The following is a 9,148-nucleotide window of genomic DNA, read 5'->3' on the forward strand; positions in this document are numbered from 1 at the left end:
CTACCCATAACTATGGGTAGCTAAATAATAAAACTTAAATTATCTATTTAGTGGTGGAATTTCTTCTTCGTCATAAGTTGCATCACAATACAGACAATGATATGACTTTTGAACATAACTATCATTAGTAGGCTCAAAGTCAACTACCTTTTCATCAGTCCAACAATGGCCAAGTGCCGGTATTACAATTTCTTCAGTTTCGTCACAATACTTGCACATTCTAACAACAAGTCCATCTGTTTCACAATCGGCATAATCTATAATTTCTGATTCTCCAAAACAATGTTCTGTTGCAGGAATATAATATGTGTCACAAGTTTCATCACAATCATCACAATAAATATACGCAACACCTATGTCTGTACAAGTAGGTTCTTCATCAACTGTAAAATATTTTTGCCAGTGATGGTCAACAGTATCAAGGGTTCTTTCTTGTATTTTCTTACAAGACTTACAAACCCTAGTTTCTACACCTTCATCTTGACAAGTAGGTGCTACAGAAACTGTCCATTCACCGAAGTTGTGACCTGTAACTGTAACAGTACATTTCGCTACCTTTTTACTGCCATCCATTGTTTGGGCAGAAATTACTGCCTTGCCATTTTCTATACCTTTAACAATTCCACTATCGGTTACAGTGGCAACTTTATTGTTTGAGCTTTTCCACAAAACTTCCTTACAATTACCTTTTACAGTAGCCTTTAGTTTTAGACCTAGTCCTGCAGAAATTTTTGCTGACTTTTTATTTAATTTAATAGACTTTGCTTTGCTACTGTTGTTTACAACACATTTGCTATATACTCCACTACCGTCACCTGAGGTACATTTGATTACTGCACAACCTTTACTCTTTACAGTAACAACACCTTTTTTATTTACAGTCACAATCTTCTTGTTAGATGACTGCCACTTTACAATTCTGTTATCGGCTTTAGTTGGTGTTACCTTTGCTTTTAATGTAACCTTTGTACCTTTTCTGCCGGTAATAAGTGTTTTGTTTAGCTTAATAGTTTTTACTGCCTGTTTTACAGTTACAACACATTGTGCTGACAATTTACTGCCATCAGTAGATTTTACAGTAATTTTTACTATGCCTTTTCTTAAACCTACTACAACACCTTTTTCTACAGTTGCAATTCTTTTATTTGATGAAGTCCATAAAAGCTTTTTGTTATTTGCATTTTTAGGATAAACCTTTGCAACTAATTTTACACTTTTATCTGACAAAACAGTAGCCTTAGTTTTATTCAACATAATTTTCTTTACATAAACATTAGTATCCTTAACCTTAGGCAATGTATAAGTTGTTTCTTCCATTTCAGGTTCAGTAGGATAGTCAACATACCTTGAACTTGGCTCTATATCATAATCATTAGTTGGTTCTTCAATATCGGAATTATCCTCTGTAGGAATTGTCACTTCATTATTATTTGTTTCTGTTGTTTCTGTTGTTTCTGTATTATCAGTTGGTGTTTTTATATTATTGTCATTATCATTATTGATAACGGTAGTCACTTCAACACTACTTGGCTCAGTAAAGTTACTTTCAACAGTTGATGTTCCTTCTATAGTGTTATTCACTGTAGTTTCTGTTACAGAGTCAGTAGGTACAACAGGTATTGTATTGTCAGACTCAATAGGAACAAATGTAAAGTCATTTTCCTCAGCATACTGTTGTGCAGTTGAACCGTAATATCCTTTTATAACAAAGTCATCATTTTTGATAAATTCAGTAACCACACCATCATCATCAAAAACATATGAATAACCAAAAGGTTTATTCTCACTAACTTCATCATCAAAATTGTACTCAGTATTTGTAATAGTAATTTCACTTAGCTTAGGTGTGTCACTTAAAGAAATATTACCGTAACAGTCCCACATTGATGGAAAAGCAATTGCAGTTACATAATCAAATTCGCTATTAAGTTTACCTAAACTATTTCTAAATTGATTTTCTGAGAACACCTCATTAGTAGTATTGTATGCTACAACATAACCGTCAATTTCTTCAGGTACAGTAACATCTCCACCACTACCTAGATATGTAATAAGTGAAACTTTGTCATCTTGCAAAGTATAAAGATAGTCAACATCATCAGACTTTTTATATGTACCAAGTGAAGTAAAAGTAAAGTTACAGTTATTTGCATACTTTTCTACATTTGAACCGGTATATCCACTAATAGTAAAGCCTGAAACTCTGCTGTACTTATTAGTATCATCATTATACATATATCCAAAGGCATTTGCACCAACTCTGCTTACTGAGTTAGGAAGTGAAATCGACTTTAGATTTTTGATATTGCCGAAACCGTCACCATAAATTGCCTTTAGGCCATTGTCTATATTTATTTTAGTAAGTGAGGTACAACCGTCAAAAGCAAAATTTTCAACAACTCTTACACTGCTTTTAATATTAACAGTCTTTAGCTTTGCAAAATTAGTCACACCATAGCTACCTATAATCTGAACATTGTTGCCAATATTAAGTGTTTCCAAAGTAGTATTAATAACTTCATCATCATTTTCAATCTTTGCCAAAGATTCAACCTTTGTTACCTTATACCCATCAATAGTACTTGGAATTGTAAGGCTTTTGCTATTACCCAAATACTGAGTAATTGTTGCATTGTTAGTGTCATCATCTACATAGTAATAGAAGTTGCCACTTTTACTTTCTTCACCTGATGATTTTTCTATATTTATATTTTTTGCACTTACTGTAGGTGCAATACTAAACATAGAAACACATAGCAAAAATGCTAACATAAATGATGTTACCTTAGAACCACTTTTCATTTTTATAACCCCTTACTAAAACGCTATAGTGAATTTGTACAAAGCGAAAACCCACTAATTGTTGAAATGCTACATAAGATTTTTACTTTTAAAATAAAAATCTACTTTTTCATTCTGTTTAACTTTATTTTAGCACTTTTATATATAAATTTCAATAGATTATAAAAAATAATGTATAGTTTGTATGATTAATTTTAAACATAATGTAAACAAAAAGGCTACCAAAAAACTGTTAAAATATTTTACTGTCCCATTTTTTACCTTGACGATAATTTTATAAAATAGTAGAATTGTGGTAGTAATAAATAAAGAATTTAAATTATCAACATATAATAAAAACTAAAGGAGGTGGACTTATGTATCCAAAAAGCAAATGGGTTTCATTTTTTCTATGCTTATTTTTCGGTTGTTTCGGCATACACCGTTTTTATGAGGGCAGAGTACTTTTAGGCATTGTGTATTTCTGTACTTGTGGTATTTTTGGTATCGGTTGGATTATTGATATTTTTCGTTACCTCTTTAAGCCAAACCCTTATTACCCATAATCTGTTTTCTTAATTTAATACACCTATAACTAAAGCTGACACTACATAGTAATGTCAGCTTATTTTTATTGAGTAGCTTTTTCAATTTACACTTCTTATAAAAATTCATCTTCTATTGTGAACAGATAACTTGTAGAAAACCTATCTATTCTTTTCATACGGAATTCTTTGCATTTCCTTAGTAATGTTGTAAATAGCTTCAGAATATCAGGGTCACTAAAATCATCATACCCTATAATAATCTCATCTTACTACTTATGTAACACAAATTTATATTCTTTACCCTGAAGATACTTATACTTTTCATCATAGACTTTTTCCATCTGTAAAGTAACACTATCCTTATCATAATAGTAATGACCTTCAAATATATTTATATCTTCTACATTTTCATCATAAAATCTATCAGCAACTAAAAATCCCATATCCTCAGTTGCTTCATACTTAAATTCTTCATTTTTAATATAAAAATTACTTTCTGTAAATAAATCAGTAGGGAATGCCTCAGAAAAGCTGACTATCTTCATATCTTCATCGGCACATACCCATTCTGCTCTACATTCTTCTCCTCTTTCGGGAGGTGTAAAAAGTTCATTCATAACAAGCTGTACCATAGAAAAAATAGTAACCAAACACAATATTCCCGATACTGAAAGAAGAACAATAACTTTAGATTTTTTCATAATATCACACTTTCCAAAATCACTTTAAGATTTCTTCATCCCCAACATTACAACTTACAAAATAGGATTCTTTTCCATTTTTATAAATCTTAACAGTATCAATTTTATCGGTATTCTTATAGATATAACAATACTTATAAATTGACAAATCTTTACTTTTACTGTTCTTTGTTGAATAAGAAAATACAATATCTTTTTTATCTTCCTTAGCACTAAAACTTTTTACTGAGTCTTGTGGTGCAACAATTACAACTGCACTTTGACCCTTAGCCTCAATACGATAAGTTCCTTCTTTTGTAAAGTCATTGGTGTAGTATGTATTTATTTTACTTGCACTTATTTTTTCAATATTACTTTTAGTATCCACATTATTACAACCGGCAAAAAGCATAATTGAAATAACGGCAAGCACAATACACAGTAGTCTTTTCATAAAAACACCTACTTTAACATTTCTTTAGGGCAAATATCAGCATTTAGATTATAGCAATGTCCATAATTATCAACTATTTTATAGTTACCACTTTCACATTTTACAAGCTCACCTAAAGAATAACTTGCCGGATAATCCTTGTAATGAATACTTATTGAATACAGAACTTCACCAGTTTTTGAAGAAGAATTTTTATTCTTTTTCCCATTAATTGTACTTAACAGATTTTCTATGCAAGTTTTATCCTTTATAATTTTATTTTCATCACCGTTATAAAGTTCTATGCTTTCAATACTGTTGTAATTATTTTTAGGATATGAACTACTTTCTTTGTGATAAAGCAAACTTCCTGAGTCACTTATAAAATCCACATTTTTATCATTATCATAAATCCAAATATGAATTTTTGTTCCGTCATTTTCGATTACTTTTTCTTTATAACTACTATCATCAATTAGCCAATCTGTAGTGGCAACATATTTTTCATTATTATAAGTAATAGTTGTCCTATCCATATCATTTAGTACATCAGAAACAGGATTACCACAACCACCTAATGTAAATAGTATTACTACAGACACTAAAAGTATAGTTATAAAGTTTTTCAAAAAATCACCTACCTTGTGTGATTATGAGTATTACACTTTCTGAAACTTATTAACTTTCTGTAGTGCAGAATAAACCACATCCAGAATAGTTACTAAGGCACAAAGGACAATATAGTAAATAATTACTATTTGCCATAATGATACAGTTTCGCTATGTTGCCACAACAAAGCAAATGGCAATTCACCTCTTAATTCATACAATAATACCGTTTGAATTAATAAATTTGAAACTATAATTTTCTTGTTATTACCGATAAATAATAAAGTCACAAAATAAAAAGCAAACAAAACTACACATAAAATAAAATTAATGCCTTGCAACAATACACCTTGAGTATCACTGTAAATAAAACAAATAGGTAAATACAATAATACTAAAGGAATGTTCATCAGAAATGCTATCTTTGATAAACTGTTAAGGTTATTATTTTTAATCATAGTTTTCATAAAATCACCTCATATATCACTTATCCAAATCGTTAACATATTTCAAATCATTCATATCTTGATCAAAGTAATCATCATCAAATTTTATAGGTTTATCATTTTTATCAAGAAACAAAGCAGACCATTCCATCACTATATCTTTATCAATTTTTTTTATAAAAACACAATAAAAATCTGATTATCCGCTAAAACACAGTATCTATCAGCATTTTCAAGGGAACAAATACATCAATTTACTACTTATTTACTACCATTGAATGAGCCTTGATACGCCAGTTTTCCTAGATATGCAAAGATATGGTACAGCACATCAGTATTGAAACAAGAAAAAAATTGAATATTTTATAGACTATGGAACGCCTAAAATGACGTTCCTTTTCTATTTCCAGCCGTTCTTATTGGACGGCTATTTTATTACTCAAAATGAAAGGAGCATTAGATTTATGAAAAGGACATGGAAACGATTGTGTACGGGCTTCTTAGCTCTTGCGACTGTCGTTACTGCTTTACCGACTACACCCGTTCATGCAGAAAGTAAGCAATACTGGACGGAAAGTGCAGAGCGTGTCGGTATCATTGAAAAAGTAATGAATGACGGTTCTCTTGGTTCTACATTCAATGAGGGCATGATGAAAGTTGAGGGCGAAACTGCCTATTGTATCGACATCAATACAGATTTTAAGAATGGCTACAAGACCAGAGCTGACGCAAGCTCACGCATGAGTGCCGACCAGATTTCAGATGTGGCGTTATCCTTAGAATATGTCAAACAGTATGGCGAAGCCCACAAGGAACTGAACTACAAACAAGTTTATCTATTGGAACAATGTGTAGTCTGGCAGAGATTGAGCGTACATCTTGGCTGGCAATGTGATAACGTGCGAGCTTCTTATGATGAAATACCAAAGGCTACGCAGGACGAAGTTTTCGCTGGTGCAAGAGCCTTTGTTAAAGAGAATAAAGGACGCTATGAATGTGGCGGTTATATCTACTCTGGCGAGGGGCAGGAATTGGGACAATTCTGGGCGAAACTGAATGTCGGAAATACGAAACTGCAAAAGGTTTCCAGCAATACCAGCATTACAGACGGTAACGGGAATTACTCTATCGCTGGTGCAACATACGGTGTCTTTGCTGATAAGGACTGCACGAAACAGCTTGCCACCCTTACGACTGATGAAAACGGAAATACAGATATTGTAGAGGTAAAAGCAGGCACAGTCTATATCAAGGAATTATCCGCACCAGCAGGATATAAAGTGGATAAAACTGTATATTCCTTAAAGGTTGAAGCTGGAAAGACAGCAACCTTGAAAGTATCAGATACACCGAAAGTAACGGACACTTTGATTGAGCTTTTCAAGATTGATATGGAAACACAGAAAGACAATCCGCAAGGGAACGCTTCTTTAGCAGGTGCGGAATTTACATGGAAGTATTATGCAGGCTTCTATAATAAAGACAATCTCCCTGCCGAAGCTACTCGTACATGGGTTACAAAGACAATCGCTGAAACAGACAGCGACGGGACAACTCACTACATCACAAAATTAGCGGACGCATACAAGGTATCTGGCGACAGCTTCTATATGCAGGACGGCAAGTCGGTTCTTCCACTTGGAACGCTAACCGTAGAAGAAACAAAAGCTCCAAACGGTTACTTGTTAGACGGTGCGTATATGCAGGCTGGCGATAAGTCCGAACAGATTAAGGACTTATATGTAACACAGATTACCGAGGACGGCGACCTTGCCGTATTGACGGGAAGTAACCATTTTTCCGTATCAGATAAAGTTATCCGTGGCGGTGTGAAAATTCAGAAACGAGATTTAGAAACGGGCGATACCAAACCACAAGGAAGTGCCACTTTGAAAGATACTGCCTTTGACATCATTTCCTTAAATGATCATTCTGTATTGGTTGAGGGCAAGCTCTATAAGAAAAATGAAGTCGTAAAAACTATTCGTACAGACATTGAGGGTATCGCTTCTACTTCTGCCGACCTTTTACCTTATGGAAAATTCCGTATTGTTGAGAGTGAAGCTCCCGACGGTTACTTAACTGACGGTGCAAAACCGATTGACTTTGCAATCACAGAAAATGGAAAAATCGTGGACTTAACCGACGAAGCCCATTCTATCTACAATCAGATTAAGCGTGGAGATATTGAGGGTGTAAAAATCGGTGCAGGCACACATAAGCGTCTTGCTGATGTTCCCTTTAGGATCACAAGCAAGACGACGGGAGAAAATCATATTGTTGTAACTGATGATAACGGGCAGTTTTCCACTTCTGCCGACTGGGCTTCTCATAAGCACAATACAAACGCAGGAAAGACCAGCGAGGACGGTGTGTGGTTTGGAACTTCTGAACCAGACGACAGCAAAGGTGCGTTACCTTACGATACTTATATCATTGAAGAAATGCGTTGCGATAGTAACAAAGGCTTTGAACTTATCCCACCTTTTGAAATCGTGGTATCAAGAAATAACCTTGTGGTTGATTTAGGGACTTTGACTGATGAATATGAAAAAGAAATCTCTATTCATACCACAGCGACCAGCAAGGACGGCGAAAAATATATCCTTGCAGGAAAAGAGGTTACAATCGTTGATACTGTAAAATTGGACGGACTTACAAAAGGCACAAAATACCAGCTCAAAGGCTGGCAGATGTTAAAAGAAGAAAATGCCGAGCTTATCATTGACGGGAAACGTGTGGAAAACGATTATACCTTTGTCGCTGATGATGAAGAAATGAAAGTGGAAATTTCCTATACATTCAATGCGTCTGCTTTAGGTGGCAAAAACCTTGTTACTTTTGAAGAATTGTATGATTTCAGCAATCCAGACGAACCCGTAAAAGTTGCGGAACATAAAGACATTGAGGACGACGGGCAGACGGTACTTATCACAGAGCGTATCATCAAAATTCATACAACTGCTACCGATAAGGACGGCAACAAAGAACTTGAAGCAGGAAAAGACGTTACAATCATTGATACCGTAACCTTAGAGGGCTTAGAAGTCGGTACACAGTACAAACTTGTGGGCTGGCAGATGTTGAAAGAAGAAAATGCAGAACTTCTTATCAATGGAAAGCGTGTGGAAAGTGATTATACTTTTACTGCTGACAGCGAAACTATGAAAGTCGAAGTTGCTTTTACGTTTGACGCTACTTCTCTTGACGGCAAACAGCTTGTAACTTTTGAAGAATTGTACGATTTAAGCAATCCAGACGAACCAAAGAAAGTTACCGAGCATAAGGATATTGAGGATAAGGGACAGACGATTACTTTTAAGGAAAAGCCAGAAGAACCAGAGAAACCCGAAACACCACCGACACCGGAAAAGCCTAACAGACCTAGCGACAGTCCCAAAACGGGCGACAGTACAAATGTAATGGCATTTATCGTGATGTTGCTTGCGTCTGCTGGTGGACTGGCTGGAACATATCTTTACAAACGCCGTAAAATGAAGAAATCATAAGGCGGTAACGGTATGAGGAAAGAAAAATCACGCTCTCCGCCGAAGCTGTCAAACGGCAGATTTTTGCTTATTCTGGCTTGTCTGCCTACAACCTGCAAGAACACGGATAGTCAAGGGTGCGTAAGCATTGATTTTACCCTTT

Annotated in this window: 7 protein-coding genes; 2 read left to right on the forward strand and 5 right to left on the reverse strand. The window is 34.6% G+C overall.

The window, feature by feature from the left end; all coding sequences use genetic code 11:
- Nucleotides 1-39: 39 nt before the first annotated feature.
- The gene (locus WMO18_RS07040; protein ID WP_367286493.1) at nt 40-2,802 is read right to left on the reverse strand and encodes an Ig-like domain-containing protein; all 2,763 of its coding nucleotides are present in this window, start codon (nt 2,800-2,802) and stop codon (nt 40-42) included.
- A gap of 356 nt (nt 2,803-3,158) precedes the next feature.
- On the opposite strand from WMO18_RS07040, the gene WMO18_RS07045 reads away from it, so the two are divergent.
- Entirely contained in the window at nt 3,159-3,347 is a 189-nt protein-coding gene (locus WMO18_RS07045) for an NINE protein (protein ID WP_022504963.1), read from the forward strand.
- Between the two features lie 251 nt (nt 3,348-3,598).
- Here WMO18_RS07045 and WMO18_RS07050 read toward each other — a convergent pair whose 3' ends face one another.
- The 4 genes from WMO18_RS07050 to WMO18_RS07065 are packed head-to-tail and all read right to left on the reverse strand — an operon-like array spanning nt 3,599 to nt 5,518.
- Nucleotides 3,599-4,030 (reverse strand): hypothetical protein, encoded by a 432-nt coding sequence (locus WMO18_RS07050; RefSeq protein ID WP_211148438.1) that lies wholly within the window; start codon nt 4,028-4,030, stop codon nt 3,599-3,601.
- Nucleotides 4,031-4,049: 19 nt separating this feature from the next.
- Entirely contained in the window at nt 4,050-4,463 is a 414-nt protein-coding gene (locus WMO18_RS07055) for a hypothetical protein (RefSeq protein WP_329978417.1), read from the reverse strand.
- Between the two features lie 8 nt (nt 4,464-4,471).
- Nucleotides 4,472-5,071: a hypothetical protein gene (locus WMO18_RS07060; protein ID WP_329978418.1), complete on the reverse strand. Its 600-nt coding sequence runs from the start codon at nt 5,069-5,071 to the stop codon at nt 4,472-4,474.
- A 30-nt stretch (nt 5,072-5,101) separates the two neighbouring features.
- Entirely contained in the window at nt 5,102-5,518 is a 417-nt protein-coding gene (locus WMO18_RS07065; RefSeq protein ID WP_367286494.1) for a hypothetical protein, read from the reverse strand.
- A 443-nt stretch (nt 5,519-5,961) separates the two neighbouring features.
- Between WMO18_RS07065 and WMO18_RS07070 the strand changes: the two genes are divergently transcribed.
- Complete coding sequence (locus WMO18_RS07070) at nt 5,962-9,006, forward strand: SrtB-anchored collagen-binding adhesin (protein WP_367286495.1); 3,045 nt, start codon at nt 5,962-5,964, stop codon at nt 9,004-9,006.
- The last annotated feature ends 142 nt before the right edge of the window (nt 9,007-9,148 follow it).

The sequence above is a fragment of the Ruminococcoides intestinihominis genome (assembly GCF_040096285.1).
Taxonomy (GTDB): Bacteria; Bacillota; Clostridia; order Oscillospirales; family Acutalibacteraceae; genus Ruminococcoides; species Ruminococcoides intestinihominis.

What these genes read in the sequence shown, in the direction of transcription:
- WMO18_RS07050 (WP_211148438.1), bottom strand. Translation starts at nt 4,030, where the DNA reads ATGAAAAAATCTAAAGTTATTGTTCTTCTTTCAGTATCGGGAATATTG.
- WMO18_RS07045 (WP_022504963.1), top strand. Translation starts at nt 3,159, where the DNA reads ATGTATCCAAAAAGCAAATGGGTTTCATTTTTTCTATGCTTATTTTTC.
- WMO18_RS07040 (WP_367286493.1), bottom strand. Translation starts at nt 2,802, where the DNA reads ATGAAAAGTGGTTCTAAGGTAACATCATTTATGTTAGCATTTTTGCTA.
- WMO18_RS07055 (WP_329978417.1), bottom strand. Translation starts at nt 4,463, where the DNA reads ATGAAAAGACTACTGTGTATTGTGCTTGCCGTTATTTCAATTATGCTT.
- WMO18_RS07065 (WP_367286494.1), bottom strand. Translation starts at nt 5,518, where the DNA reads ATGAAAACTATGATTAAAAATAATAACCTTAACAGTTTATCAAAGATA.
- WMO18_RS07070 (WP_367286495.1), top strand. Translation starts at nt 5,962, where the DNA reads ATGAAAAGGACATGGAAACGATTGTGTACGGGCTTCTTAGCTCTTGCG.